This window comes from Janthinobacterium tructae, assembly GCF_006517255.1.
In the GTDB taxonomy this organism is placed as follows: domain Bacteria; phylum Pseudomonadota; class Gammaproteobacteria; order Burkholderiales; family Burkholderiaceae_D; genus Janthinobacterium; species Janthinobacterium tructae.
The window spans coordinates 5,365,617-5,392,229 of record NZ_CP041185.1 but is presented as its reverse complement, the minus strand read 5'-3'; the positions used below and the strand labels follow the sequence as shown (position 1 = coordinate 5,392,229).

22 protein-coding genes are annotated in these 26,613 nt (G+C 60.5%); 2 read left to right on the top strand and 20 right to left on the bottom strand.

The window, feature by feature from the left end; all coding sequences use genetic code 11:
* Window positions 1–179: 179 nt before the first annotated feature.
* A complete protein-coding gene (locus FJQ89_RS23660) occupies window positions 180–629 on the top strand; it encodes a hypothetical protein (RefSeq protein ID WP_141171935.1) in 450 nt (149 codons plus the stop codon).
* 327 nt (window positions 630–956) lie between these two features.
* On the opposite strand, the gene FJQ89_RS23655 is transcribed toward FJQ89_RS23660, so the two are convergent.
* From FJQ89_RS23655 to scpB, 14 genes are all read right to left on the bottom strand, one after another.
* Entirely contained in the window at window positions 957–1,340 is a 384-nt protein-coding gene (locus FJQ89_RS23655; protein ID WP_141171934.1) for a hypothetical protein, read from the bottom strand.
* Window positions 1,341–1,483: 143 nt separating this feature from the next.
* The gene (locus tag FJQ89_RS23650) at window positions 1,484–2,056 is read right to left on the bottom strand and encodes a hypothetical protein (RefSeq protein ID WP_141171933.1); all 573 of its coding nucleotides are present in this window, start codon (window positions 2,054–2,056) and stop codon (window positions 1,484–1,486) included.
* A gap of 168 nt (window positions 2,057–2,224) precedes the next feature.
* Window positions 2,225–2,572, bottom strand: a complete 348-nt coding sequence (locus tag FJQ89_RS23645; RefSeq protein ID WP_205704525.1) for an energy transducer TonB — start codon at window positions 2,570–2,572, stop codon at window positions 2,225–2,227.
* Between the two features lie 60 nt (window positions 2,573–2,632).
* The gene (locus tag FJQ89_RS23640) at window positions 2,633–4,387 is read right to left on the bottom strand and encodes a methyl-accepting chemotaxis protein (protein WP_243136226.1); all 1,755 of its coding nucleotides are present in this window, start codon (window positions 4,385–4,387) and stop codon (window positions 2,633–2,635) included.
* 519 nt (window positions 4,388–4,906) lie between these two features.
* A complete protein-coding gene (locus FJQ89_RS23635) occupies window positions 4,907–5,371 on the bottom strand; it encodes a hypothetical protein (RefSeq protein WP_141171932.1) in 465 nt (154 codons plus the stop codon).
* Complete coding sequence (gene dusA / locus FJQ89_RS23630) at window positions 5,371–6,321, bottom strand: tRNA dihydrouridine(20/20a) synthase DusA (RefSeq protein WP_243136593.1); 951 nt, start codon at window positions 6,319–6,321, stop codon at window positions 5,371–5,373. Before dusA ends, FJQ89_RS23635 begins: the two co-directional genes overlap by 1 nt.
* 168 nt (window positions 6,322–6,489) lie before the next feature.
* Window positions 6,490–8,322, bottom strand: coding sequence for a translational GTPase TypA (gene typA, locus FJQ89_RS23625; RefSeq protein WP_071079173.1), 1,833 nt, complete (start codon window positions 8,320–8,322; stop codon window positions 6,490–6,492).
* Between the two features lie 207 nt (window positions 8,323–8,529).
* Complete coding sequence (gene truB / locus FJQ89_RS23620) at window positions 8,530–9,465, bottom strand: tRNA pseudouridine(55) synthase TruB (protein ID WP_141171931.1); 936 nt, start codon at window positions 9,463–9,465, stop codon at window positions 8,530–8,532.
* 2 nt (window positions 9,466–9,467) lie between these two features.
* Window positions 9,468–9,890 (bottom strand): 30S ribosome-binding factor RbfA, encoded by a 423-nt coding sequence (rbfA, locus tag FJQ89_RS23615; protein WP_034782531.1) that lies wholly within the window; start codon window positions 9,888–9,890, stop codon window positions 9,468–9,470.
* 114 nt (window positions 9,891–10,004) lie between these two features.
* On the bottom strand, window positions 10,005–12,863 hold the full coding sequence (gene infB, locus FJQ89_RS23610; RefSeq protein ID WP_141171930.1) for a translation initiation factor IF-2: 2,859 nt from the start codon (window positions 12,861–12,863) through the stop codon (window positions 10,005–10,007).
* Window positions 12,864–12,909: 46 nt separating this feature from the next.
* On the bottom strand, window positions 12,910–14,475 hold the full coding sequence (nusA, locus tag FJQ89_RS23605; protein WP_071079176.1) for a transcription termination factor NusA: 1,566 nt from the start codon (window positions 14,473–14,475) through the stop codon (window positions 12,910–12,912).
* Window positions 14,472–14,960: a ribosome maturation factor RimP gene (rimP, locus tag FJQ89_RS23600; protein WP_071079329.1), complete on the bottom strand. Its 489-nt coding sequence runs from the start codon at window positions 14,958–14,960 to the stop codon at window positions 14,472–14,474. Before rimP ends, nusA begins: the two co-directional genes overlap by 4 nt.
* Window positions 14,961–15,301: 341 nt before the next feature.
* A complete protein-coding gene (gene rluB / locus FJQ89_RS23595; RefSeq protein WP_141171929.1) occupies window positions 15,302–17,398 on the bottom strand; it encodes a 23S rRNA pseudouridine(2605) synthase RluB in 2,097 nt (698 codons plus the stop codon).
* Entirely contained in the window at window positions 17,391–18,185 is a 795-nt protein-coding gene (scpB, locus tag FJQ89_RS23590; protein WP_034782524.1) for an SMC-Scp complex subunit ScpB, read from the bottom strand. The genes rluB and scpB overlap by 8 nt, the downstream gene beginning before the upstream one ends.
* Window positions 18,186–18,260: 75 nt before the next feature.
* Between scpB and FJQ89_RS28115 the strand changes: the two genes are divergently transcribed.
* Window positions 18,261–18,407: a hypothetical protein gene (locus FJQ89_RS28115; RefSeq protein WP_168208513.1), complete on the top strand. Its 147-nt coding sequence runs from the start codon at window positions 18,261–18,263 to the stop codon at window positions 18,405–18,407.
* Window positions 18,408–18,583: 176 nt separating this feature from the next.
* Here FJQ89_RS28115 and FJQ89_RS23585 read toward each other — a convergent pair whose 3' ends face one another.
* The 6 genes from FJQ89_RS23585 to FJQ89_RS23560 all read right to left on the bottom strand — a co-directional run bounded on the left by FJQ89_RS23585 (window position 18,584) and on the right by FJQ89_RS23560 (window position 26,577).
* Entirely contained in the window at window positions 18,584–19,603 is a 1,020-nt protein-coding gene (locus tag FJQ89_RS23585) for a glucokinase (protein ID WP_141171928.1), read from the bottom strand.
* Between the two features lie 349 nt (window positions 19,604–19,952).
* Entirely contained in the window at window positions 19,953–20,915 is a 963-nt protein-coding gene (locus FJQ89_RS23580; protein WP_141171927.1) for a VTT domain-containing protein, read from the bottom strand.
* Window positions 20,916–20,942: 27 nt separating this feature from the next.
* Entirely contained in the window at window positions 20,943–22,634 is a 1,692-nt protein-coding gene (locus FJQ89_RS23575) for an ABC transporter ATP-binding protein (RefSeq protein ID WP_141171926.1), read from the bottom strand.
* Window positions 22,635–22,643: 9 nt separating this feature from the next.
* Window positions 22,644–23,759, bottom strand: a complete 1,116-nt coding sequence (locus FJQ89_RS23570; protein ID WP_141171925.1) for an ABC transporter permease — start codon at window positions 23,757–23,759, stop codon at window positions 22,644–22,646.
* A 9-nt stretch (window positions 23,760–23,768) separates the two neighbouring features.
* Entirely contained in the window at window positions 23,769–24,707 is a 939-nt protein-coding gene (locus tag FJQ89_RS23565) for an ABC transporter permease (RefSeq protein ID WP_034782513.1), read from the bottom strand.
* Between the two features lie 28 nt (window positions 24,708–24,735).
* Window positions 24,736–26,577 (bottom strand): ABC transporter substrate-binding protein, encoded by a 1,842-nt coding sequence (locus FJQ89_RS23560; protein WP_243136225.1) that lies wholly within the window; start codon window positions 26,575–26,577, stop codon window positions 24,736–24,738.
* Window positions 26,578–26,613 lie beyond the last annotated feature (36 nt).

Genomic DNA, 26,613 nt, shown 5'->3' with positions numbered 1-26,613 from the left:
CAGGAAATGTTGCAAGGAAGAATTAAATTGGCGCTACAATAGCGGGGCATCAAGCAATGCCAAGCATCGCACCGCCAGGGCCCCTACCCCGCCCTGATTATCAGCACGCATTTTTTGAACAGGATGACTGGCGCTGCCGGGCCCGATCGCGCTCCCGGTACGGCCACCACACACGCACCATGTCTGCAGAGAAACCCATTACCGAAACCAGCTCCTACGGCAAGGATACGCCCGTGGGACGTCCCGACATCGATGGCCGCGCCGGCATTTTCGTGCCCACTGCGGAATTTGACCTCGACAACACCACCACCATACGCAAGGGCGCGGGGATCGTCGGCTTCGGCAACCTCGATGGCACCCTGACCGTGTATTTCGAAGCGAACCGCTTCGACGAAAGCAATCTGCACAAGTGGGAGCACAAGGCGCGCAAGGCGTATGACCGCATGGTCATGGGCGCACCCACCGTGTCAAAGGCGAAGATCGATGCGCGCATGCTGGAACAGGTCGGCATCATCGATGGCATGGGCATCAATCTCAAGCATCCGGAACGCCTGACGCACTGGCTGACGATCTCGAACGTGCCGGACACGGCGCCGGAAGCGCCCGTGGTGCGCTGGAAAAACCGCTAAGTAATCCTCAGGCGGGAAAGCGAGGCGGGGTGCCAGGCACGAGGTGTTGTCCTACATCGCGGCGGACATTCATCCGATGCCCGAGAGCATCAATTCAACCTATGATGAAAGCCTGACCACACATTCCTCACTACTCAGGAGTACGACATGTCCCGCCTCATCCCGATCAGCTTTGGCGCCTTGCAAATAGGTCTGGCAGCGGCGGCAATGTACATCCTGTGCTCGGCGGATGTGCTACACCAGAATTCGGTATATTTCCACTAGTAAAATGACATAGCCGGGCAAGCAACGCTTGTCCGGCTATGTCCTGCATGCAAGCGCAATAGATTAGCGGTGGCCGTGGTAGCGTCCATGCCCGCCCCAGCCACCGCGGTGTCCACCGTAGCGTCCAAAACCAAACATGAAGTCCAGCCCGATCGATACGGGTGGATTGTAATAATACGGTTGTGGCGCGTACACGGGCGCCGGCACATACACAGGTTGCTGCACATACACTGGTTGCTGCTGCACGTAGACGGGTTCATTCGTGTATTCCACGCGCGGTGCGCTCATCCCGCGGCCCGACTGCACCGGCTCGGACGAGACCGTATGCCATTCATAAGGATTGTAGGCTCCCTGCGGCGCGCGCGAACCGTAATACGCGGGACCGGGGGGCGCCACGGCGCAGCCACCCAAGGCGGCCAGCGAGATTACTGCCAACAGGGTTTTCATCGTAATTCTCCTAATGTGTACTACCAGTACTATAAGAAATTACGCCGGGCTTTGCTGCGCTTTTACCGATTGTTACACGCCGAAGCACGCCGCAACATGAGATGTGGCAAAGCCGCCACAAGCGGGCCAGGCGCCAGGTTTCCTCAAATAAACGGAATCGCGCAGGTGTCGATGGCCTTGCCAGCGGCATCGTAGCGCTGCACGCACACCTGATAGCGCACGCCGTAATCGAGTTCGACTTGCTCGACCTTGCCATACCTCAATTTCCAGCCGGGCTGCACGCGCTGCTTGCCCGACAGTGCGGCCACATCCTGCGGAATCGCCATCGCCGTTTGCGTCTCGCCCTGGCGCGCATCCTGGCGCCGCGCCACGTCGATCGATACGCTCACGGCCAGGTCGACCCCGCCGTCCACATAGGCCAGCGTGGGCGCGCCGCGCTGCGCCCGCATCACGCCCCAGGCGCAAGGCTTGCCGTCCGCATCGCATTGCTTCAATTGCGCCAGGGGAAAATACTCAGGGGCAATCTTGCCATCCTTGATGGGCCAGCTGGTGCGCACGCCGTCGCGCTTGCCCGTCAGGGGATTGTCCCAGCTCAGGCTATTCACGACGGCCACGGTCTGCCCCGCCTGCAAGCCCGCAGGCGTGCCCAGCGATGCGCAAGCGGAAAGCAGCAAGCCGCTGGCGGCCAGGGAGGAAAGTGTCAGGATGCGCTGCATGGTAAGCCTCTTGTGATGGGATGTCCCGAAGGTATGTTTCGAGGGTAACAGAATCGGCAGCGACAGCGCCGTTGGCTGGCGCACATAACAGAACGGGCGGCACCCTTGCAGGCGCCGCCCGTAGCGGAGTCGGCCATGCCGGGAGACGCGCTCCCGGCGACAGGTGGATCAGTCCAGCTTCCAGGCGTAATCGACCTTGGTCCAGGTTTGCGCTGCGGCGCCATCCTTGGTGCCCGGCTTGAACTTGCATGCGGCCAGGGCCTTGATGGCGGCCTTGTCCAGGTTCTTGAAGCCGCTGCTCTTGTCGAGTTTCGAATCGGCAACGCTACCATCGGCATTGACCAGGAAGGACATCGACACGGTGCCCTGCTCTTCGTTCATCAGCGAGGCTTTTGGATAGTCGGCCTTGCAGTTCTTGGCATCGAACGACGCCGGCACCTCTGCCGCAAAGGCGGTGGAAGAAACGGACACCAGCAAGGCTGCTGCAACACTCATCAAACGCTTATTCTCAAACATGTGCTTCCCCATGATTATCAGATACGGTAATTACTACTTCCTGAGCGCTGTTGGTCGCGCTTAAAACTCTTCCCACTCGTCATTGCTGCCGGCGCCTGCCGCCTTGCGTGGCGCAGGAGCGGCCACGGGAGCGGCCGCTTCCGGCTTGCGGGTCAGCGACTTCACCGGGCGCAATGCCGGCGCAGGCTTGCGCACGGCGACGGGCGCGGCGGCCACCGGGGCCGGCACATACGCTGCCGGCTTCTCTTCGCCTTCGACCAGTTTGAAGATGCTGACCACATGGGCCAGTTCGGCCGCCTGGTCTTGCAAGCTTTGCGCCGCAGCGGCCGCCTGTTCCACCAGGGCCGCATTTTGCTGCGTCATGCCATCCATCTCGATGATCGACAGGTTGACCTGTTCGATGCCGGCGCTTTGCTCCTGGCTGGCACTGGCGATCTCGCTCATGATGTCGGTGACGCGGCGCACGCTGTCGACCACTTCGCCCATCGTCACGCCAGCCTGGCCTACCAGGCGCGTGCCGCGTTCCGTCTTCTCGGCCGAATCGTCGATGAGAATCTTGATTTCTTTCGCGGCGCCAGCGGAGCGCTGCGCCAGGTTGCGCACTTCCGAGGCCACCACGGCAAAGCCGCGGCCTTGCTCGCCGGCACGCGCCGCTTCCACGGCCGCGTTCAGCGCCAGGATGTTGGTCTGGAAGGCGATGCCATCGATGACGCCGATGATGTCGACAATTTTCTTCGCCGATTCATTGATCGAGCTCATGGTGTCAACCACTTGCGACACCACGGAACCGCCCTTCAGGGCCACGTCCGATGCAGTGGCGGCCAGCTTGTTGGCTTCACGCGCATTGTCCGCATTCTGTTTCACGGTCGAAGTCAGCTCTTCCATGGCGGAGGCGGTTTTTTCCAGTGCGCTGGCCTGCATTTCGGTGCGCGAAGACAGGTCGATAATGCCGTCGGCGATTTCATGCGAGGCCGTGCCGATGGTTTCCGTACCGACCCGCACCTGGCCGACGACGCCGACCAGGCTATTGCGCATTTCTTTCATTTCCGCCAGCAGGCTGGAATTGTCCGAGCTTTGCGTGTGGATGCCGATCGACAGATCGCCCTTGGCGATGCTGCCGGCAATCGAGGCCGTATAGTCGGGTTCGCCGCCGAGCTGCTTGAGCAGGCCACGGGTAATGATCAGTGCCGCCGCCACGCCCATCGCCACGGCCAGTACGCCGAGGATGATCATGAACAGGCGCGCGCTGTCAAACGCCTTGCGGGCATCCGATTGCATCTGCTCGTTCAACTTGTCTTCCAGGGTGGCCAATTGCTCCAGCGCATCGATCCATTTTTTCTGTACCGGGCGGATTTCCTTGATCATCACGCGCGTGGCGCCTTCCGCATCGTTGGCCATCCACAGTGCCGACGCCTTGGCGATGGCCGGCATGGCTGCCGCCTCGTATTCCTTGATCGAAGCGAGCAAGGTTTTTTCTTCGGCAGTCGACTCGACGGCGAATTTCTCTTCGAGCTTTTTCTGCGTTTCCTGATAGGTGCTGGTCTGCGTCTTGATACGCGCCATTTCCGGCTCCATATCGCTCGCGTCAGTCATCAGGGTGAGGATGCGCAGCGAGGTGATGCGGTCGCTGACGTTGCCACGCATGTCGATCACCAGGCGGGTGACGACATTGTTGACATTGATCACGTGATCGAGACGTTCCTGGATTTGCGCCATGCGCGCGATGCCGAGGACGGTCACGGCCACCAGCAGAACCAGTACCAGGGCGAATCCCAGGCCCAGGCGGGTACCAACCTTCATTTTTGCTAAATTCATTTCGGCTCTTCGTAAATGAAACTATTGATAAGAATTTTTGCCCGGCACGACAAGACGAAGGCCGCGAGACACCGGTATCCGCCCTTACCCATTGGTATGCTGGCGGTATCCGGCCGCACGCAGCCTGGGGTACTTCCTGGTCTACAACAGCCCTGAAAACGCCAGTGACTGCGAATGCAAATTTGTTCCACATACTGAATTGTTGACACCGTTAATATGAAATCAACATCAAAAATTCATATGAGAAATATTTGTCTATAATCAATTATAGGTGTAAATTTTGCCTCAAAGCAAGCAATAAGTACCTGAATAAATGCCTGATTAACTTTCTTCGGGGAAATGGCAACAACGCCGTTTCTTGCCTACTAGAAATGCCCCAAGGCAGTGCGGGCGTGCGCCGAAACAGCGCATTTACAACACATGGCGTAGCCATATTGGATCGTTTGTGGAGAGGTGCTCAGAGGAAGGGGAAGTGCGGACAATACCACTGCGCCGGGGCAGCGGTATAGACAAGTTGAATCAATTGTCCCAGCTGCAATGCATCGCATAGGCGTGGCACTCTGTGCCAAAGACAAAGACGCTCCAGATGGCGCCCAATTGTCCGGCCAGGCGGCGCTGACCCGATGATACCAGTTGATACCAGTGCGGCTCTTTGCCCAGCAGTTCGGCCAGTTCGCGCTCGAAACCGTCATATAGACGCGCATCGAGCGGCGCGCGGTCCGCCTCACTGATCGGACACAAGCGCTCGATCAGCCACTGGCGCGGCGTGCACAAGGCGCCGCTGCACACGACTGTTGCTATCGGCTGCAGGCGCAGGCCGTCCGGCGCTATCTCCAGCGCGCGGCACAGCGCGTCAAAGGACGCCTGCGGCGGCAGCGCCGCCAGATAGGTACAGGCGAAGAGGCTGCCATCATCCTTGAGCGCGCTGACGGCCAGCAGGTAGCCGTCGATCAGGCGCGCAAGGCTGTGGCAGTCACCGCTCATCAGGCGGGCAGAGACAGGCGCGCCGCCGCTTCCAGCAGCAGGCGCGGGTCGCCCGAGGCCAGCTTCTTCGAATCGGACAGGGTCTGGCGGAAACCGCGCGCGCCAGGCAGGTTTTGCATCAAGCCCAGCATGTGGCGCGTGATGCTGTTGAGCTTCAGCCGCCCCGCTTCCTTTTCCAGCTGCGCGCTAATATAGGGAATCATCGCTTCAAGCACCTGTTCGCGCGTTTTCACGGGCGTGTCGTCGCCGTAGTAGCGCTGGTCGAACTGTGCCATCACGTACGGGTTGTGATACGCCTCACGGCCCAGCATCACGCCGTCGAGGTGCTGCAGATGCAGGTCGATCTCGTCCAGGGTCTTGATGCCGCCATTGATAATGAACTCGAACTGGGGAAACTCGCGCTTCAAGCGGTAGGCATAGTCATATTTGAGGGGCGGCACTTCGCGGTTTTCCTTCGGGCTCAAGCCTTTCAGGATGGCATTGCGCGCATGCACGATAAACGTCTTGCAGCCGGCATCGGCCACGGTGCCGACGAAATCGCGCACGAAGTCATACGACTCGCTGTCATCGATGCCGATGCGGTGCTTCACCGTGACGTCGATATCGACCACGTCGCGCATGGCTTTCACGCAGTCGGCCACCAGTTGCGGCTCGGCCATCAGGCAGGCGCCAAACGCGCCCTTCTGCACGCGCTCGGACGGGCAGCCGCAGTTCAGGTTGATTTCATCATAGCCCCATTGCTGGCCCAGCCTGGCGCTGGTGGCAAGGTCCTTCGGGTCGCTGCCGCCCAGCTGCAGCGCCACCGGGTGCTCTTCCTCGTTGAAGCGCAAATGGCGTTCCACGTCGCCATACACCAGCGCGCCCGTCGTCACCATCTCGGTGTAGAGCCAGGTGTGGCGCGTGATTTCGCGGTGGAACTTGCGGCAATGGCGGTCGCTCCAGTCCATCATCGGGGCGACGGACAGGCGGCGGGAAGGCAGGGTTAGGACAGTCACAATACGCTCGCTACAAAAAAGGGAATCCAGAACGGCAAACCCGCTGTGTCGCATCACCGCAAGGTTATGCAAGCACAGCGGGTCTGGTTGGCGCGGCGACGCAGCGCCGCACCACTACAACAATTACGAGTCGCGGCCGGCGCGCTTACGCTCGTTTTCTTTCAGGAAGCGCTTGCGCAGACGGATCGATTTAGGCGTGATTTCAACCAGTTCGTCGTCGGCGATGAATTCCACCGCGTACTCCAGCGACATTTGCACTGGTGGTACCAGGCGCACTGCTTCATCGGTACCCGACGAACGCACGTTGGTCAGCTGCTTGCCCTTGATCGGGTTGACGACCAGATCGTTGTCACGCGAGTGAATACCGATGATCATGCCTTCGTACACTGGATCGTTGTGGACCACGAACATGCGGCCGCGATCTTGCAGTTTCCACAGGGCGTAGGCAACAGCGGCGCCGTCATCTTGCGAGATCAGCACGCCGTTACGACGGCCAGCCATTTCACCACGGGTGTTGTCGACTGGCGCGTATTCGTTGAATACGTGGCTCATCAAGCCGGTGCCGCGGGTCAGGGTCATGAATTCGCCCTGGAAGCCGATCAGGCCACGCGCCGGGATCAGATACTCGAGACGCACGCGGCCCTTGCCATCCGATTCCATGTTTTGCAGGTCGCCACGACGACGGCCCAGCTCTTCCATGACGCCGCCCTGGTTGACTTCTTCCACGTCGACCGACAGGTTTTCAAACGGCTCGTGGCGCACACCATCGACCATCTTGTAGACCACGCGCGGACGCGATACGGCCAGCTCGAAGCCTTCGCGACGCATGTTTTCGAGCAGAATCGTCAGGTGCAATTCACCACGGCCCGATACTTCAAAGATCGTATCGTCGTCGGTCGGCGCTACGCGCAGAGCAACGTTGGCTTTCAGTTCGCGGTCCAGACGGTCACGCAATTGACGCGAGGTCACGAACTTGCCTTCGCGGCCAGCCAGTGGCGAGTTGTTGACCATGAAGTTCATGGTCAGGGTTGGCTCGTCGACGGTCAGCATAGGCAGCGCTTCCGGGGTATCGACTGCGCACAGGGTCGAACCGATGCCGATTTCGTCGATACCGTTGATCAGGCAGATGTCGCCGGCAACGGCTTCGTCTACCAGCACGCGCTCCAGGCCCTTGAAGTTCAGCACCTGGTTGATGCGGCCTTTGATCGGCGTGGCGCCTGGACCGTTGATGACCAGCACGTCCTGGCCGACCTTGACGGTACCGCGGTTGACGCGGCCAATGCCGATCTTGCCGACGTACGACGAGTAGTCGAGCGAGGTGATTTGCATTTGCAGCGGGCCTTCCGGATTGTCATCACGGACAGGCACGTGTTGCAGGATCGCATCGAACATCGGCTTCATGTCGCCGCTGCGCACGTCTTCGGTCAGGCCGGCATAGCCGTTCAGGCCCGAAGCGTAAATGATAGGGAAATCGAGTTGTTCGTCGGTAGCGCCCAGTTTGTCGAACAGTTCGAACGTCTGGTTGATGGCCCAGTCCGGACGTGCGCCTGGACGGTCGATCTTGTTGACGATGACGATAGGCTTCAGACCCAGTGCCAGCGCTTTGCGCGTGACGAAACGGGTTTGCGGCATCGGGCCTTCTTGTGCATCGATCAGCAGCAGAACCGAGTCGACCATCGACAGAACACGTTCCACTTCGCCGCCGAAGTCGGCGTGGCCTGGGGTGTCGACGATGTTGATGTGGGTGCCTTCGTACTCAACAGCGCAGTTCTTCGACAGAATCGTAATGCCGCGCTCCTTTTCCAGGTCGTTCGAGTCCATGACTCGGGTGTCGACCGCTTGGTTTTCACGGAAGGTGCCGGATTGGCGCAGCAGCTGATCCACCAGCGTGGTTTTGCCGTGGTCAACGTGGGCGATAATGGCGATATTACGAATTGCGCGTTTTGTATTTGACATGGTCGTAGTAGTTACTGAAAAACTGCGGAGTGCGTACAAGGTGTACGAGATACCCGAATGCTAATCTATTTCCGGAACCGCGTAGTATAGCATGTTGCGTTGCAACGCTATCTAAAAATGCTGGCGGCTCCCGCAGTCGGGGACGATTTGTTTAAAAAAGCGACACGGTTTAACGAGTGTCGCTGGGTAATATGACGTTGCTGTGACTTATTGATGTGCCGTGGCGATCAGACGCTCCGGCGCCAGGATGCTGTATTCCTGCAACTGGCCCGTGCCCAGCAGCTTGCTGTCGTGATACACGCGCACCCTGCCCGGTTCGGCTGGTACGGCGACCTCTTCCTTGCCCAGTGCGATGCGCTGGCCGTGCAGGAAACGCTTGGCCAATTCTTCGGTCAGCTGGACGGCGGGAAAACTCGACAATAATGCATCGACGGGCGCAAGCAAGCTCAGCGGCGCGGCATGCGCCGTCAGCTCGTCCAGGGTGACGACGCCGTCCAAGGTCAGGCTGCCCACCTGCGTGCGGCGCAAGGCGTTCAAATGGCCGCCGCAACCGAGGGCATGGCCGATGTCTTCGCCCAGCACGCGGATATACGTGCCCTTGCTGCACATCACGGACAATTTCAGGAACGGGGCTTCGTAGCCGAGGAACTCGAGCTTGTGGATGGTCACCGGGCGCGCTTCGCGCTCCAGGGTGATACCGGCCCTTGCATACTCATATAGGGGCTTGCCGTCGCGTTTCAAGGCCGAGTACATGGGCGGCGTCTGCAAAATCGGTCCGCGGAACTGCGCCAGCACGGCTTCGATCTGCTCTTCGGTGACGTTGACGTCGCGCGTTTCCAGCACCTCGCCCTCGGTATCGCCCGTATCCGTCGTCTGCCCCAGGTGCACCAGGGTTTCGTAGGTTTTATCGGCTTCCAGCAAGTCCTGCGAGAACTTCGTGGCCTCACCAAAGCACAGCGGCAGCAAGCCCGTGGCGAACGGGTCCAGCGTGCCCGTATGGCCCGCTTTTTTGGCATTCAGCACGCGCTTGGCCTTGATCAGGGCATCGTTGCTGGACCAGCCCACGGGCTTATCGAGCAGCAAGACGCCGTCGACCAGGTCGCGCACCCGCTTGATGCCCGGTGGTTTCTTCGGACCTGCCACGTTTATTGCTCGTCCGCTTTGTCTGCAGGCTTTTCGTCCGGCTCGGCGTCGGCCGCGCGCGTGGCGTTGGCCTTATCGATCAGCAAGGACATTTCCATGCCGCGCGACGTCGAGCTGTCGTGCACGAAATGCAGCATCGGCAGGGTATGGATGTGCAGGCGCTTGCCCAGCAAGCCACGGATGAAGCCAGACGCGGCCATCAGGCCTTCGGTGGTGTTCTTGATGGCTTCCTTGCTGTCTTTCAACATCGTGAAAAACACCTTGGCATGCGCGTAATCGGGCGTGATCTGCACTTCGGTGATGGTGATCATCGTGCCCACGCGCGGGTCTTTCAATTCGTAGGCGACGATTTCAGCCAGATCGCGCTGGATCTGGTCGGCCACGCGCAAGCCGCGCGCTGGCATGGTTTTGCTATGTTTAGCCATGATTTTATGCTGTCCTAAGTGCCGCAGGGCGCATGAGTCAAACGGTTGCCCGTTGACCAATGCGCCCCACGTGTTTGCGCGGACATCACTATGTCCGCGCCAATACTGCTGTGATTACAGGGTACGAGCGATTTCCTGGACTTCGAACACTTCCAGGGTGTCGCCAACCTGAATGTCGTTGTAGTTGCGCAGCGACAGGCCGCACTCCAGACCGGCGCGAACTTCTTTCGCATCGTCCTTGAAGCGTTTCAGGGAGTCGATCTCGCCACTCCACACCACGATGTTGTTGCGCAACAGGCGGACGGAAGAAGCACGCTTGACCACGCCATCGGTGACCAGGCAACCGGCAATCGCGCCCACTTTCGAGACCAGGATAACCTGGCGGATCTCGACCTGGCCGATGACGGTTTCACGTTTCTCTGGTGCCAACATGCCCGACAACGCCGACCGGATCTCGTCGATCGCATCGTAAATGATGTTGTAGTAGCGAATGTCCACGCCATTCGACTCGGCCAGCTTGCGTGCCTGGGCATCAGCACGGGCGTTGAAGCCGATGATGACCGCTTTCGAGGCGACTGCCAGGTTGACGTCCGATTCCGTGATGCCGCCGACTGCCGCGTGCACAACTTGTACGCGCACTTCGGAGGTCGACAGTTTCTGCAACGAACCAACCAGCGCTTCTTGCGAACCTTGCACGTCGGTTTTGATGATCAGTGGCAAGTTTTTCACTTCGCCTTCGGCCATCTGGTCGAACATGTTTTCCAGTTTCGCAGCTTGCTGCTTGGCCAGTTTCACGTCGCGGAACTTACCTTGACGGAACAGACCGATTTCACGCGCCTTGCGCTCGTCAGCCATGACGACGACTTCTTCACCGGCAACCGGCACTTCCGTCAAGCCCTGGATTTCGACCGGAATCGAAGGACCGGCTTCAGCGATGGACTTGCCGTTCTCGTCCAGCATGGCGCGAACACGGCCATACGAAGAGCCAGCCAGAATCACGTCGCCGCGTTTCAATGTACCGGACTGCACCAGAATCGTCGCGACAGGACCACGGCCCTTGTCCAGACGCGCCTCGACAACCAGGCCGCGCGCTGGCGCATCGACCGGTGCCGTCAGTTCCAGCACTTCGGCTTGCAACAGCACTTGTTCCAGCAGGTCGTCGATACCCTGACCCGTTTTGGCCGAGACCGGCACGAATGGCGATTCGCCACCGTATTCTTCCGGCACGACTTGCTCGGCGACCAGTTCCTGCGTCACGCGATCCACGTTGCCACCAGGTTTGTCGACTTTATTGATCGCCACCACCAGCGGTACGCCGGCTGCTTTCGCATGGGCAATCGCTTCTTTCGTTTGCGGCATCACGCCATCGTCGGCGGCAACCACCAGAATAACGATGTCGGTTGCCTTGGCGCCACGAGCACGCATGGCGGTAAACGCTTCGTGGCCCGGGGTGTCGAGGAAGGTGATCATGCCGCGTGGCGTATTGACGTGGTAAGCGCCGATATGCTGCGTAATGCCGCCCGCTTCGCCGGAGGCAACCTTGGCGCGACGGATGTAATCGAGCAACGAGGTCTTGCCGTGGTCGACGTGACCCATGACGGTGACCACCGGTGCACGTGGCTTCGACTCGAAGTGCGCGTGTTCGCCCACATCAGCCAGCAGCGCTTCCGGATCGTCCAGTTCGGCGGCAAACGCCTTGTGGCCCATTTCTTCCACCAGAATCATGGCGGTTTCCTGGTCCAGCACCTGGTTGATCGTGCACATCTGGCCCAATTTCATCAAATGCTTGATGACTTCGGATGCCTTGACGGACATTTTGTGTGCCAATTCGGCCACGGTAATCGTTTCCGGTACGTGCACGTCTTTGACGACGGCTTCCGTAGGAGCCTGGAAGTTCGATTCACGGTCGTCATGGTGCGTCGGGCGACGGCCCTTCGCGCCACCGCGCCAGCTGTCACGGCCGCCCGGGCCGCTATTGCCGCGTGGCTTGGGACCACCGGTGGTGCCGCGTTTTTTCGCGTCATCGGACCAGGTGGACGATACATTCGCCGACTTGATGGATTTCTTGTCTGCAACAGCAGGCTTCTTGTCGCCCGGCTTGTCGCCAGGTTTCTTGTCAGCAGGCTTGTGCAGGGTGCCTTCCGGCGCCTTCGGCTTGACCGGAACCGGTACGGGTTCAGGTGCCTTGATGGCGCGGCGTGGCGCGTTCATCATGGCCTTGATCTGGGCAACTTCGTCGGCAACAGCCTTGCGTGCACGGTCCGTGGCTTCCGCTTTGTCAGCGGCTTCCTTGGCGGCAACAGCAGCGGCGGCAGCTTTCTTCTTCGCTTCTTCGGCGGCAGCAGCTTTTTTCGCTTCGGCAGCGGCGTCGTCAACGACAGGCGCAGCGGCGCTGACGGCAGGCGCAGCAGCAGCCTTGGCAGCCGCTTTCTTCGCTTCCGCTTCAGCTTCTTTCTTCGCAGCCAATTCAGCCTGTTGTGTGGCTTTCGCCTGGGCTTCTTTTTCCGCGTCGAGCTTGGCCAGACGTTCTTGCTTTTCGCGCAGATCAGCTTCCTGGCGGGCGATCAGTTCAGCCTGTTTACGGGCATCTTCTTCACGGCGCGCCACGTCGGCGGGATCGATCACCGGTGCGGCAGGCGCGACCGGTTCTGCTGCGACCGGCGCAGCTTCGTCACGCTGGACGAAAGTGCGTTTCTTGCGCACTTCCACCTGGATGGTGCGCGACTTGCCGGTGGCGTCAGCTTGCTTGATTTCAGTCGTTTCCTTGCGGGTCACGGTGATTTTTTTCTTTTCTGTGTCAGCCGCTGCGCCGTGTGTGCGGCGCAGATGATCCAAAAGCTTGTCCTTATCATCTTTCGACAATGGATCTGACGTCGAACTTTTCTCGACGCCGGCAGAACGCAGCTGCGTCAGCAGCAAATCTGCAGGCATCTTCAGTTCGGTGGCAAATTGGGCTACGTTGTTACTCGCCATTCAGTCCTCTTTTCTATGTGTCGCGGAGATGATAAAGATACTCAAATTAAGCCTTTGCGGATTCGGCCAGACTCCATGCCTTGGCTTGCAACGCCTTGGCACGATCGTCATATTTCGAGTCAACCAACTTCATCTCATCGTCGGTCACATCTTTAAATTCACTTGTAATCAGTTCACGCGCACGGTCCGCAGACAAGGCCAGGATTGCGCCAAATTCGTCGTATGCCAGTGCTGCAAATGCTTCAACGGTCTTGATACCAGCCAGACCCAGCTTGCCGGCGGTAATGCGGTCCATGCCTTCCAGACCTACCAACGCCTCGTCCATGCCTTCCAGACCCTCTTCCGAAGCAATCGCTTCGGTCACGAGCGCATCACGCGCACGGGTACGGAGTTCATTGACGGTATCTTCGTCAAACGATTCGATTTCCAGCATTTCGGAAATTGGCACGTAAGCGATTTCTTCCAGACTGGCGAAACCTTCTTCCACCAGAATATCGGCCACTTCCTGGTCGACATCGAGCTTTTCCATGAACAGGATGCGCACGGCAGCCGTTTCCTGGGCAGCTTTGTCAGCCGATTCTTCGGCCGTCATGATGTTGATCTTCCAGCCGGTCAGGTCCGAGGCCAGGCGCACGTTCTGGCCGGAACGGCCGATCGCGATTGCCAGGTTTTCTTCGTCCACGACGACATCCATCGCGTGTTTTTCTTCATCGACCATGATCGACGACACGTTCGCCGGCGCCAGGGCGCCGATGACGAACTGCGCCGGATCTTCCGACCACAGCACGATGTCGACACGTTCGCCACCGAGTTCGCCGGTGACAGCCTGCACGCGCGAACCGCGCATGCCGACGCAGGTACCGATCGGGTCGATGCGCTTGTCGGCCGTGTAGACGGCGATCTTGGCGCGTACGCCGGCATCGCGGGCTGCGGATTTAATTTCCAGCATGCCTTGCTCGATTTCCGGCACTTCCAGTTCGAACAGCTTCATGATGAATTCTGGCGCGGTGCGCGACAGGATCACTTGCGGGCCGCGCATATTGCGGTCGATGCGCAAGATGTAGGCACGCACACGGTCGCCGATACGCAGATTTTCTTTCGGGATCATCTGGTCGCGTGGCAGACGCGCTTCGATCTTGCCCGATTCGACGATGGCGTCGCCGCGTTCCATGCGCTTGATGGTGCCGGTGACGAGCGAATCGCCACGTTCCAGGAAATCGACCAGGATCTGTTCACGTTCGGCGTCACGCACGCGCTGCAGGACGACCTGTTTGGTATCCTGGGCGAAACGGCGGCCGAATTCAACGGATTCGATCGGCTCTTCGATGTGGTCATCGACTTCGATATCGGAAATCTGTTCTTTTGCTTCGAAATGCAGGATCTCCTGATCCGGCAATTGCAGGCCCGCTTCATCAGGCACCACGTGCCAGCGGCGGAACGATTCGAATTCGCCCGTTTCGCGGTCGATCGAAACGCGGATGTCTACCTCACCCTCATACCGTTTCTTCGTGGCTTGCGCCAACGCGAATTCGAGGGCGCCGAAGACGACATCTTTATCGACGTTTTTTTCGCGCGCCAGCGCGTCAACCAATAATAAAACTTCGCGGCTCATGCTTTGCGTCCCTTAAAAACCACCTGCGGCACCAAGCGTGCCTTATCCACATCCGCGAGCGTAAACTCCAACATCGCCGGACCATCCTTACCTTCAAATTCCAACGACAATTTATCGCCCACGGGTTCTTGCAAGATCCCCTGGAACGATTTCCGGTTGTTCGTACCCGGCATCGCCACATTCAGCTTGACGATGATTTCCTGACCTGCGAAACGGACAAAGTCTTCCAGCTTGCGCACCGGACGATCCAGACCCGGGGAAGAAATCTCGAGACGCTCGTAAGGAACGTTCTCTACCGTCAACACATGCGATAACTGGTGACTCACCGTGGCACAGTCTTCGACCGTGATCGGACCTTTTTCAGCGGCATCGGCGGCGCTGAAATCAATAAAGACGCGCAGCATTCCGCGCTCGGCACGTTCGACATCAACGAGCTCATAGCCCAGACCTGTAACTGTCTTTTCAATTAATCCCAACTGCTGCAAGAAATTCTCCAGAAATAAGGCCCGTTTTCGGCATGACAGCGCCATATTGAGCGCCGACAACATGCAAAAACACGCATTCAAGTCATATATGGCCCCTTGCGGAGCCATGACAAACGGTTCAACAAAAAAAAAATGGGCATCTGCCCATCTTCCTGTATTTCCCCAACCAGATAAGCACTCCCCGCCAAACAACCCTGCGGAGAACTTTTATTAGGCTGCAGATTATAACCTCTTATTAACTTCGCCGCAATGCCGCACACAAGGAGAGGCCCGGCTTACAACAGTTACAAGAGCGCGCGCCCGCGGCAGATTATCGGGCGCACGAGAAGAAATCCCCTGATTTAACCTTTGCTGCGACGGCGCGGCATGCCATCCATGCCGCCACGGTCCATGCCGCCACGCGGCTGACCACCGGAACGCGCCTGACCACCGGCACCACCGCCCGCATTGCGGCGCGGCCCCGTATTGGCAAAGCCGAAGGTCGTTTGCAGCGGATCGGGCTGGCGTGGACCGCGCTGCGGCGCGCGGCCTTCGCCACCGGCAGGACGACCCTGACCCTGGCCTGCCGCACGCGGCGGACGACCCTGGCCTTGCGGCGCACCGTCGAACGATGCCGACGAGCGCGGCTGGCCACCCTGGAACGGACCTTGCGGCTGGCCACGGCCAGGACCACGCGCTTCGCCTGGACGGCCGGCGCCGCCTGGGCGACCCTGGCCTTGCGGACGGGCAAACTGGCCTTGCGGCTGGCCACGGCGCGGTGCGACCGGGAATGGATCGGCGTTGCGGTTGCTGACATCGATGCGGTTGCCATTCGGCTCGTCATCGCGGTCCTTGCGTTCGACCTTGCGCGCTTCGCGGCCCTTGGCGGCGCCAGCGGCACGGGGGTCGCCCGATGCCGGCATTTTCTTTTCAATGCCGTAGGCGGTCAACAGATCGCGTACGGTATTTTCTTCCATCTCTTCCCAACGGCCGCGTTTCAGGCCGCTCGGCAGGGTCATGGCGCCGTAGCGGGTACGGATCAGGCGCGAAACGGTCAGACCGATCGCTTCGAACATGCGGCGCACTTCGCGGTTACGGCCTTCGCCGATCACCACGCGATACCACTTGTTGATGCCTTCGCCGCCGCCATCGGCGATCTTCGAAAATTGCGCCAGGCCGTCTTCCAGCTCGACGCCGGCCAGCAGCTTCTGGCGCATGCCCTCTTCCAGCTCACCCAGGGTACGCACGGCGTACTCGCGGTCGATGCCGTAGCGCGGGTGCATCAGGCGGTTGGCCAGGTCACCGGAAGTGGTAAACAGCAGCAAGCCTTCCGTGTTGAAGTCGAGGCGACCAACGGCCAGCCATTTGCCGGCTTTCATGGTCGGCAGGCGGTCAAACACGGATGGACGGCCGTCCGGGTCGTTGTGGCTGACGATTTCGCCGGCCGGCTTGTGGTACACCAGCACGCGCGGCGGCTTCTTGCTGACGCGGCGCTGAATCAACTTGCCATTGATGCGCACGTGGTCGCTTGGCAGGATGCGCTGGCCGATGTGGGCCGGCTCGCCATTCACGGACACGCGGCCCGACACGATCAGGTCTTCCATGTCGCGGCGCGAACCGAGACCGGCTTCGGCCAGCACCTTGTGCAGCTTCGGCGCGTCGTCGTCGGACGTCAGGTCGCGGCGCACGGCCACTTTCTGCACGCGGCCCACGCCGCCTTCTTCGCTGTCGAATGCGTCGGAGGTGACGAACGAGAAGACAGCATCAGCATCGCTGAGCTTACCAGGCGCAGCCTGGCGGCCCTTGCCCTTTTTACGGCTCTTGCCGGCATTCTTGCCAGCGCCCGGCACGTCGTTGCGCGGACCGCGCGGCAGGCGCGGGCCGGACACGAGGTTGCCTTCGGCATCGAACACATCGGCGACAGGCGCGGCGGCTTGCTCGGCGGCAGGCGCTGCTGCAACGGCTTCGGCCGCCTGCGGCGCTTCGGCGCGCGGCGGCTGGCGCAGTGCGCGTTCCGCCTGCACGCCACGCATCTGGCGCGGACCACGGGTAGGGCGTGCTTCGGCTGGCTTGTCAGCGACGACTTCCGGCGCGGCTTCCGCCTCGGCGGCAGCGGCCTTGGCGGCGGCGCGCGCGCGCGGCGGACGCGGCGCCGGGGCAGCTACGGCTTCGGCAGCGGCTTCCGCGGCGTCGGCGACGGCCTTCAGGGCCGGCTTGGCGCGGGTTTTCTTGACGGCTGGCGCAGCTTCAGTTTCAGCAGCGGCGACGACGGGCGTGTCGGCGGCCACGTCGGCTTTCGTGCGGCGCTTCGGCTTGGCAGCGACGGCATCGCCGGCGGCGGCAGCAGCGCTTGCAGCCACTGCATCGGCTTCGATCTGGGCCTTGGTGCGGCGCTTGGGCTTGGCAACGATGGCTTCGTCGCTGGCGATTACTGTCTCGGGTGTGTTCGGATTATTCATTCTTCGTTTCTTGGCTGTGCTGACCTGGCGCAGCGTCAACCGTTAGTTCTGGCGCAGGGTCGTGAGTGTAGGCTTCGTCCGTGGGCGAAGCATCGGGGCCGGCATCAAGGCTTGCTGTCACATCTACATCTGTCACAGCCGTATTGCTACCTGCACCAAGCTGGGGGACAAGCTCATTGCTTGCCTTGTCAAAATTTTCTTGCAGGGCCGCTTCCAGGGCTTCGAGCCCATTGCCCTGCATTTCACTGATTTGCTGCAAAGGCGGCAGCTGGGACAGCGAATGCAAACCCAGGTCATCCAAAAACTGCTTGGTGGTGGCCAGCAAGGCCGGCCGTCCCACCACGTCGCGGTAACCGATGGCATCAACCCAGCCACGGTCTTCCAGCATCTTGATCGTCTGCGAATTGACGGCAACGCCGCGGATTTCCTCGATATCGCCGCGCGTCACCGGCTGGCGGTAGGCGATGATGGCCAGGGTTTCCAGGGTCGCCCGCGAATACTTGGGCGGCCGCTCGGGCGTCATGCGGTCAAGATACATCTTCATTTCCGGGCGGCTTTGAAAGCGCCAGCCCGAAGCCAGACTGACGATCTCGATGCCGCGCCCTTCCCACTCTTGCCGCAATTCTTCCAGCAATTGCTTGATCGTGTCGGCGCCGACGCCGACGCCACGCACGCGACCATTCTCGTCCGCATCGACGAACAGCTTTTTCAGGCTGTGGATCGTCAGCGATTCACGAGCGCACAGCAACGCGGTTTCGAGGACTTTTTTAGCCTCAATTGTATTCATAGCAATTCTGTGCGGATGTGTATTGCAATTCGTAGGCAGAGAAAGAAATCAAAAACGTTCATTTCAACGTAACAGATGGCAGACATCGATGATGACGCCGTGCTGGGTTACAAGTTGAGGCTGTTTTTCCGACGCCTTGGCCGATGCGCGCAAAGCGGGATTAAAGCGGATGCAGTGAAAGTCCTGCCATCCATGGCGCTGGCCTTAAATAACCAGCAATGAAACGAACTCCGGAGCGGCTGCTATTCCCGTGGCGAAGATTCAGCCAGACAGGAGAGCGACAGTCGTCGTTTCATCCAACGATGCCAATTGTACCTGATAAAAAGCGGAAAAGCGCAAAACCGGGCAAAACACGCGTTTTACCCGGCCCTGGCGCGACACATCGCCCGCTGCCCGCATCACAGGGAGGCGAGTTTCTCCGAAAGAATGGCCGATGCACCCAGGAAAGCCGGGTACTGCGCCGTAATGACGAAGGTCGGCACTTGCGACACATAATTGGCAAAGCGGCCCTTGCGTTCGAAGCGGGCGCGGAAACCGGAGCGGTCGAAGCGCGCACCCAGGCGTGGCACGATGCCACCGCCGATATAAATACCGCCGAGCGCGCCCAGGGTGACGGCGACGTTGCCCGCCACCGTGCCCAGCATGCAGCAGAACGCCTCGATGACGTCGTCGCACAGCTGGGATTCGCCAGCCAGCGCGCGGCGCGTGATTTCCGCCGCAGGCAAGGCTTCCGCCGGCACGCCCGCGCGGTCGGCCAGGGCGCGGTAGATCAGTTCCAGGCCATCGCCGGAAATCAGGCGCTCGGCCGAGACGTGCTCGTATTCGCGCCAGGCAAATTGCAGGATACTCACTTCCACTTCATTGAACGGCGCGAAGCTGACGTGGCCGCCTTCGCTTTGCAGGGCGATCCAGCCGCCGTGCGAAGGAATCAGGCCCGACACGCCCAGGCCCGTGCCGGCGCCGATCAGGCCGATGGCCGTGTTCGGACGGGCCGTGCCCGCGCCCACCTGGTGCTTTTGCTCGTTCGACAGCTGTGGCAAGGAACGCGCCAGGGCCGTGAAATCGTTGACCACGTCCAGGGTCGTGAAACCGCACTCTTCGCGCATGGCGCGGATCGAGAACGACCAGTGGTGGTTCGTCATGCTGAGGAAATCGCCGTCGACCGGGTTGGCGATGGCGATCACGGCATGGCGCACGGCTTGCCCGCCGGCGGCGGCAATGTGCGGCAGGGCCAGGTAGGCTTGCAGGGCGGCGGACAGGCTCGGGTAATCGGCACAGGGCAGCACTTCGACCAGGGTGATGTGGCCGGCGGCCACTTCCAGGGCGAAACGGGCATTGGTGCCGCCCACGTCGGCCAGCAGGCGCGGTCCATCGGCGAAGGCGGAAGTCGGCAGTACGGGAGAAGACGGAGCGCTCATGATTTTAAATGATGAAGTGGGACGCATGGGACGCCAAGCTTAAAGGATGAATGCGCCCGGAGGCAAGCAAAGTTTGTAGTTTAAGTACATCAAAACCAGCCTTTATTGGTAGTTCCACTCCAAATGCAACAAGCGGCGCCAAAATTACTCAAAAACAATGATTTATAGTAAGTACTTGCACACGGCAAGCGCGCAAAAAGCATGCTGCACAGCAGCAGGAATCGCCTTGAAAGCAAAGTATGCCGGAGTTTGCGCAAAGCCGCTTTGTACGGGATGGCGCAGGCGTGGTGCTGCCGTCCCGGCCGCCTGGGAAAGGCGTTTTCGTATTATTACTACCGGTTTTTACGGCTCACGAGGGCATGCCTTCGCCCAGCAGACTGGCAGGCGACGGCTGGTCCGAGCGGTAGGCGGCATTCCACGCATCGAGGCCGCCATGCAGGGGCTTGGCACGGTGAAAGCCGTGCTGGTGCAACAGCTTGGCCACTTGCGCGGCCGTCACGTCGTTGGGACAACTGCAGTACACGATGATGTGGCGGTCCTTGTCCATGGCGATCATGGCGGGCACGGGTTCCTTGCCATTGAAGAACAAGGCGCCCGGCACGGCCGGCTCCAGTGCTTGCGCCGTGGCGCTGCGCGCGTCGACCATCAGCGGTTCCTCGCCCTGCTCTATGAGTTCGAGCAATTCATCGATACCGATGCGCTCGATCTGCAAGGCCTGGCGGAAACGCCGGCGCTCGAGGAATTTATACAGCAGGAACAGGCCCAGCAAGGTGGCCAGCATCAGCAAGGCCGTGCTGCCCATAGTGCTGAGCAAGTCGAGCACCTGCTGCACGCTGGCATGGAAAATCACGCCGACGACGATGCCCGTGCCGCTCCACAGCAAGGCGCCCAGCCCCGCGTACAGGAAGAACAGGCCCGGCGGCGTACCCAGCGCGCCCGACATGGGCGCGGCCACGGTATTGAATCCCGGCACGAACTTGGAGACGATCAGGGCTTTCGGCCCCCAGCGCTTGAATTTGTCTTCCGTCTGGCTGACGCAGTAATCGGGCGACAGCGAGATGCGGCACAGCAGGCGCAGGATGCGCTTGCCGAAATGGCGGCCCGCGCGGAACCACGTGAAGTCGCTGATCAGGCAGGCACCCAGCGCGGCGGCCAGCACCAGCCCCCCATTCATGTCGCCATCGACGGCCAGCGCCCCCGCCACCACGAGGATGGGAAAGGCGGGAATCGGCAAGCCGAGCTGCTCCACCAGCACGATGCCAAAGACAATCAGGACACCGTAATGTTCGAGCAGGTAAATGAGGTTGGGCATGGGCGCTATCTTACCGTAAAAGCGTGTTTAGATTTGCACGCCCTTCGGGATAGCACTCAATAGCGTGCGCGTGTACGGATGCACGGGATTGCGGTACAACTCATCCGAATCGGCCAGCTCCACCACCTGCCCCTTGTGCATCACCATCACCTGGTCGGCGATGTATTTGACCACCGACAAATCGTGCGAGATGAAGATGTAGGACAAGCCGAATTCATCCTGCAAGTCCTGCAGCAGGTTGAGTACCTGCGCCTGCACCGACACGTCCAGCGCCGACACGGATTCGTCGCACACCAGAATTTCCGGCTGCATGGTCAGGCAGCGGGCAATCGCGATGCGCTGGCGTTGCCCGCCCGAAAACTCGTGCGGATAGCGGTGGAAAGCCTGTTCCGGCAGTCCCACCTTGTCGAGCAGCCAGTAGGCCTTGGCGATGCGTTCCTGATCGTTCGCGCCGATCTTGTGGATGCGCATCGGTTCGAGCAAGATCTGGCCGACAGTAAACCTGGGGTTGAGCGAAGCATACGGATTCTGGAAAATGATCTGGATGCGGCGTTTATACGGCAAATACTCCTTGTTCGGCATGGAAATGAGGTCCTTGCCGTGGAACATGGCCGTGCCGCCCGTCGCCTGGTGCAGGCGCAATAAGGTCAGGCCCACCGTCGTCTTCCCCGAACCGGATTCGCCCACCACGCCCAGTGTTTTCCCGCGCGGCAAAGTGAACGACACATCCTTGACGGCCTGGAATTCGCGCTTGCCGAACAGGCCTACACGCGTATAAAAGCTTTTGCTTAAATTATTGACTACCAGCACGGGTTCATCGCCCGGCGTGTAGCCGCGCGTGCGCTGTTTCACTTCCACGCCGGGGCCCGCCTTGCCTTCCATGTAGTCGGCAATCACGGGCAGGCGCCACGGGCGCTCGTCCAGCGAGGGGCGGCAATGCAGCAGGGCTTTCGTGTAGCTGTCTTGCGGCGCTTCAAACACTTGCCGCACTTCCCCCGTTTCGCGCACTTCGCCGTGGCGCATGACGATCACCTGGTCGGCGATCTCTCCCACCAGGCCCAGGTCGTGGGTAATGAAGAGCACGGACATCTGATGTTTCTTTTGCAGCGCCGCGATCAGGTCCATGATCTGCTTCTGGATCGTCACGTCGAGCGCCGTCGTCGGCTCGTCGGCGATCAGCAGTTTCGGTTCGCAGGCAATCGCCATGGCGATCATCACGCGCTGCTGCTGGCCGCCCGACATCTGGCTCGGGTAGGCGTCGATCTTGCTGGCGGGATCGGGGATGCCCACTTCGTCGAGCAACTCCAGCGTGCGCGCGCGCGCCTGCTTGCGGTTCATGCCCATGTGCTGGCGCAACACTTCGGCGATCTGGAAGCCGACGGTAAACACGGGGTTCAGCGACGACATCGGCTCCTGGAAAATCATCGAGATATCCTTGCCGCACATGGTGCGCCGCTCGGCGATCGACAATTTGAGCAAGTCGCGCCCGCCAAAATGGATGCTCGATCCGGGATCGATGATGGTGTTATCTGGTGGCAACAAGCCCATCACGGCCAAGGAGCTGACGGACTTGCCGCTGCCCGATTCGCCCACCAGGGCCACGGTGCTGTTGCGCGGCACGTTGAACGAGATGCCCTTGACGGCTTCGAACGTGGTCTTCTTGTCCAGGCGGAAGGTGACGCGCAGGTCGCGCACTTCCAACAGGTTATTCTGGTCCATGAGCAACTCCTATTTCACTTTGGGGTCGAGCGCATCGCGCAAGGCATCGGTAAACAGCGAGAACGCCGTCACCAGCACGGCCATCGCCGTGGCGGCGGCGGTCAGCTGCCACCATTTGCCCAGGATCAGTTCATTTTGTGCCTCGTTGAGCATGCTGCCCCACGAGACGGTGCCCACCGGCACGCCAAAGCCGAGGAAACTCAAAATCACTTCCGCCTTGATGAAGCCCACCACCAGAATCGACATTTGCACCAAGGCCACGTGACTGACGTTCGGGAAGATGTGGGAAAACATCTTGCGCCAGTGCGAGGCGCCGATGGCGTCGGCCGCCATCACGTATTCGCGCGCCTTGTGCTTGATGTACTCGGCGCGGATCAAACGATACGGCCCCGTCCAGCCCGTCAACCCCAGGATCAGCACGATGGTCAGCACGCCCTTTTGCTGCAGCACGGCCGCCACCGTCAAGATCATCAGGATCGACGGAATCGAGGTAAAAATGCTGTAGAACCAGTTGAAAAAATCATCGACGATGCCGCCGAAGTAGCCGGACACGGCGCCAAAAATCGTGCCCAGCACGACCGCCAGCAAGGCCGCCACCAGGCCCACCACGATCGACGTTTCGCCGCCCTTGATGGTTTTCTGCACGATGTCGTGGCCCCACTTGTCGGCGCCGAACGGCAAGGTAGCCGCCTTGTGCGCGATCAATTTTTTGGCCTTGCCCATGCCGGCGCGCAAGGCCGTCAAGTCGTCGGCCAGCGGGTCGGTGACGCCGTACATGTCCACGCCGGCAGAAGGATTGCTGCCCATCTGCGCGCGCAGTTCGGCGATATCGTCGGCCAGCGGATCGAGCACGTTGACGGGTGTCGGCGCGCTGCGCTCGTCCGCCAGAGGAATGGCGCCATCACCGGACGCGGACGCATCCTTGTCGGCACCGATGAAGGTGGGCGGCGCATAGCTGACGGCCACTTCGTCTTCCCAGTTCGAGGCGAGCAGGCCGCTGGCAGAGGCCAGTACCAGCAGGAAAAAGGCGCCGACCACGGCCAGCGATACCATTGCAATCTTGTCGCCGCGCAAACGGCGCCACGCCAGGGCCCACAGGCCGGGCGATGTATGAGGTTTCGACATCGTCTCTTTCTACTTCAGTTGTACGCGAGGATCGACCGCCTGGTACAGCAGGTCGGTGAGCAGGTTGAAGAGCATGGTGGCGGCGGCAACGTACACGGTGATCGCCTTGATCACCGGAAAGTCGCTGCGCTCGACCGCCAAAATCACTTCACGCCCGATGCCGGGAATGCCGAAAAAGCGTTCCAACAGGAAAGCGCCGATCAGCAGGGCCGGCAAGTTCGACATCACATAGGTAATGATGGGGATGCCGGCGTTGCGCAGCACATGGACCCACATGATGCGGCCTTCCTTGAGGCCCTTGGCGCGCGCCGTGCGCACGTAATCCTGGTTGGCCTCGTCCAGCACGAAGGTGCGGAACAGGCGCAGGGTCGGCGCGATCGACACGGCCAGGCCAATCAGAATCGGCAGGGTCGAATAGCGCAGCAGGTTTTCCCAGAAACTGTCGCCCCAGCCCTGCACGGGGAACAGGCCCAGTTTATAAGCAAAACCGTACTGGAAGACGATGATGTAGACGAGGATGGAAATCGACATGCCCACCGTGCAGGCGATCATGACGGCGCGGTCCGTCAGCGAGCCGCGCACGAAGGCGATCGCCAGCGCCAGCGCCACGCCAAAAAACGTTTCCAGCACGGTCAGCGGAATGAGCACCATCATCGACGGCCCCAGGCGCGACGTAATGATGTGCGACACGGATTCCCCCGTGGCCCAGCTCTGGCCAAAGTCGAACGTGACGATCTGCTTGATGAAGATCCACAGTTGCACGTAGTACGGCTGGTCGACACCGAGTTGGCGGCGGATGTTGGCGATGCTTTCCGCACTAGACATCTTGCCGGCCAAAATGTAGGCGGGATCGCCGCCTACCCAGTTGAACAGGATAAACACCAGCAGGACGACGCCCAGCATGGTGGGCAGCATCTGCCATAGACGGCGCAGGATATAAGCGAACATAATAATTCCTTGTTTTTATAAGCTGCGCTTATTTTTTAGCCGAGTCAGCAGCAGGCGCTACTGGCGTGCCCGTGCTGTCGATATCCATGTAAGCCCACTCCTGGAACAGGATCGGGTGCTTCTTGTAGCCTTGCACCGTCTTTTGCGCCAGCATGTTGCGATAGCGCGCATAGCCGATCAGGGCGCCCGCGTTCACTTCCAGGCGGCGCGCCATCTTGTGGAACAGCTCATCGCGCTCGGGGCTGGCCGGCATCGCCTGGCTGGCCGCGTACCATTTATCGTACTCGGGGTCCTGGTAGCAGCCGTTGTTGTTCTGGTGCGTGTTCGGGCCGTAGAACAGCTGCATGAAGTTGTCGCCGTCCGGATAGTCGGCCAGCCATGGCGCCGTGCGCGTCTGCATCTTGCACTGCTTTTCCGTCTTTAAAATATCGGAAAAGATCATGCGGTCATTTTCCATGCGGATGCCCAGCGAGTTGTACGTCTTGCGCCACATTTCCGCCTGCAGCACGCCATTGGCTTCGTTGCGCGAGGCATAGCGGATCAAGAGCGGCTTGCCGTCCGGCAAAGTGCGCCAGCCATCGGCGCCCTTCTTGTAGCCGAATTTATCCAGCAGTTTATTCGCCAGCACGGGATCGTATTGCAACAGCGATTTGTAGTGCGGATCGTAGCCGACCACGCCCGGCGGGATCGGATAGTCGAGGCGCTTGGCCTGGCCATTCCAGATGATGCGGATTTCCTCGTCGATATTGTGCGCCATGGCAATGGCGCGACGCAGGGCGATCTTTTCCTTGCTGAAGCCGCCCAGGGTCGGGTCTTGCATATTCCAGTAGTAATAGCTGATCTCGGGATCGAGCAGGCGCGACAGTTGCACGCCCTTCTCCGCCAGCTCGGGACGCAGCTTGCCGTTCAGCAAAGCCTTCGGCGCCAGCGGGCCGTCGAGCCAGAACACGTCCGTGCCACCGCTCTGGAACGACAGCCAGCGTGACTGGTCTTCGATCATGACGGAAATTTCGATGCGGTCGATGGCGGGAATGCGCTTGCCCTGCATCTGGCGCACGATGCGCTGGTCGTCCGGATCGTCGCCAGCCATGAAATTCCACGTCTCGGGCAAGTGCTGCGGGTTGCGGTTCAGGACGATGCGGTTGCCGCGCGTCCATTCACCGAGCGTGTAGTAGCCGGTGCCGACGGGATTCGAACCCACTTCGCCCTTCACGTCGCCATACTTGTCCACCACTTCGCGCGCCACGGCGGCCGTCGGCACGTAGGCGAGGATCATGGGAAAGTTGAAATCGGTCTTGGTCAGCGTGATGCGCAAGGTGTACGGGTCGAGGATTTCCAGGCCCGCCACCTTCTTGTTGAAATCGAGTTTGTTCGACTTGCCTGCTTCCTTGGCCAGGTCATCGAGGCCCACCACCTTGCCTTCGAACAGCCAGCTGTGGGGCGAGGCCAGGCGCGGGTCGAACAATCGCTTCCACGAATATACATAATCGGCCATCGTCAATTCGCGGCGCTTGCCGCCGAACGCGGCGTCGGGCGTAAACAGGATGCCTTTTTTCAGGCGGATGGTGTAAGTCTTGCCGTCGGCGGACACTTCCGGCATGGCGGCGGCGGCGCCCGGCACGACCTTGACGGGGCGCGCCAGGTAGTCATACGTGTACAGGGTATCGAAGACGGCCTGCGTGATGTGGTTCGAATACAGGTCGCGCGCGGTAGCCGGATCGAAGCCCGTCTCGGCGGCCGGCAGGATATAGCGCAAGGTTTTTACCGGCGCGGCTGCAGGGGCAGGGGCCGCATCGGCGGCAATGGCCGCCAGCGGCAGGGTGGCCAGGCAGGCGAGCAGCGCCACGCGCCGCATCCATGGTGACTTCATGTAATACCCTTCATCTCGATTATCTGTCGCACCGTA

What these genes read in the sequence shown, in the direction of transcription:
- FJQ89_RS23660 (WP_141171935.1), top strand. Translation starts at nt 180, where the DNA reads ATGTCTGCAGAGAAACCCATTACCGAAACCAGCTCCTACGGCAAGGAT.
- FJQ89_RS23655 (WP_141171934.1), bottom strand. Translation starts at nt 1,340, where the DNA reads ATGAAAACCCTGTTGGCAGTAATCTCGCTGGCCGCCTTGGGTGGCTGC.
- FJQ89_RS23650 (WP_141171933.1), bottom strand. Translation starts at nt 2,056, where the DNA reads ATGCAGCGCATCCTGACACTTTCCTCCCTGGCCGCCAGCGGCTTGCTG.
- FJQ89_RS23645 (WP_205704525.1), bottom strand. Translation starts at nt 2,572, where the DNA reads ATGTTTGAGAATAAGCGTTTGATGAGTGTTGCAGCAGCCTTGCTGGTG.
- FJQ89_RS23640 (WP_243136226.1), bottom strand. Translation starts at nt 4,387, where the DNA reads ATGAATTTAGCAAAAATGAAGGTTGGTACCCGCCTGGGCCTGGGATTC.
- FJQ89_RS23635 (WP_141171932.1), bottom strand. Translation starts at nt 5,371, where the DNA reads ATGAGCGGTGACTGCCACAGCCTTGCGCGCCTGATCGACGGCTACCTG.
- dusA (WP_243136593.1), bottom strand. Translation starts at nt 6,321, where the DNA reads ATGATGGACTGGAGCGACCGCCATTGCCGCAAGTTCCACCGCGAAATC.
- typA (WP_071079173.1), bottom strand. Translation starts at nt 8,322, where the DNA reads ATGTCAAATACAAAACGCGCAATTCGTAATATCGCCATTATCGCCCAC.
- rbfA (WP_034782531.1), bottom strand. Translation starts at nt 9,890, where the DNA reads ATGGCTAAACATAGCAAAACCATGCCAGCGCGCGGCTTGCGCGTGGCC.
- infB (WP_141171930.1), bottom strand. Translation starts at nt 12,863, where the DNA reads ATGGCGAGTAACAACGTAGCCCAATTTGCCACCGAACTGAAGATGCCT.
- nusA (WP_071079176.1), bottom strand. Translation starts at nt 14,475, where the DNA reads ATGAGCCGCGAAGTTTTATTATTGGTTGACGCGCTGGCGCGCGAAAAA.
- rluB (WP_141171929.1), bottom strand. Translation starts at nt 17,398, where the DNA reads ATGAATAATCCGAACACACCCGAGACAGTAATCGCCAGCGACGAAGCC.
- scpB (WP_034782524.1), bottom strand. Translation starts at nt 18,185, where the DNA reads ATGAATACAATTGAGGCTAAAAAAGTCCTCGAAACCGCGTTGCTGTGC.
- FJQ89_RS28115 (WP_168208513.1), top strand. Translation starts at nt 18,261, where the DNA reads ATGGCAGACATCGATGATGACGCCGTGCTGGGTTACAAGTTGAGGCTG.
- FJQ89_RS23585 (WP_141171928.1), bottom strand. Translation starts at nt 19,603, where the DNA reads ATGAGCGCTCCGTCTTCTCCCGTACTGCCGACTTCCGCCTTCGCCGAT.
- FJQ89_RS23580 (WP_141171927.1), bottom strand. Translation starts at nt 20,915, where the DNA reads ATGCCCAACCTCATTTACCTGCTCGAACATTACGGTGTCCTGATTGTC.
- FJQ89_RS23575 (WP_141171926.1), bottom strand. Translation starts at nt 22,634, where the DNA reads ATGGACCAGAATAACCTGTTGGAAGTGCGCGACCTGCGCGTCACCTTC.
- FJQ89_RS23570 (WP_141171925.1), bottom strand. Translation starts at nt 23,759, where the DNA reads ATGTCGAAACCTCATACATCGCCCGGCCTGTGGGCCCTGGCGTGGCGC.
- FJQ89_RS23565 (WP_034782513.1), bottom strand. Translation starts at nt 24,707, where the DNA reads ATGTTCGCTTATATCCTGCGCCGTCTATGGCAGATGCTGCCCACCATG.
- FJQ89_RS23560 (WP_243136225.1), bottom strand. Translation starts at nt 26,577, where the DNA reads ATGAAGTCACCATGGATGCGGCGCGTGGCGCTGCTCGCCTGCCTGGCC.